Origin of the sequence: Rhodococcus sp. IEGM 1351 (assembly GCF_030056875.1) — a bacterium.
In the GTDB taxonomy this organism is placed as follows: domain Bacteria; phylum Actinomycetota; class Actinomycetes; order Mycobacteriales; family Mycobacteriaceae; genus Rhodococcus_F; species Rhodococcus_F opacus.
This window is the reverse complement of sequence record NZ_JASHKU010000132.1, coordinates 1-278: the sequence shown is the minus strand read 5'-3', so window position 1 is coordinate 278 and position 278 is coordinate 1. Positions and strand designations below refer to the sequence as shown.

At 61.5% G+C, this 278-nt stretch carries 1 protein-coding gene; it reads left to right on the top strand.

Going from position 1 to position 278, the window contains the following annotated elements:
* Positions 1 to 245 (top strand): transposase (locus QM806_RS41075; protein WP_283295070.1); only part of this gene is annotated, 245 nt, incomplete at its 5' end.
* Between the last annotated feature and the right edge of the window lie 33 nt (positions 246 to 278).

The following is a 278-nucleotide window of genomic DNA, read 5'->3' as shown; positions in this document are numbered from 1 at the left end:
AGGCGATGACCGCGTGGCTGGCCACCCAACGCGACTGGCTCCACGTCGAACGCCTCCCTGCGTATGCGCCTGAGCTCAACCCCATCGAACAAGTCTGGGGCAACATGAAATCCACCGAACTCGCCAACCTCTGCCCCGACATCCTCGACGAGGTCCGCATCGCGACCGAGACCGGCCTGACCCGGATCGGCTCGAACTACGACCTGTGCCACAGCTTCCTCGACCACACCGGGCTTCCCCTATGATCGGCACTCACTCAATTACCGAAACATCTTTAG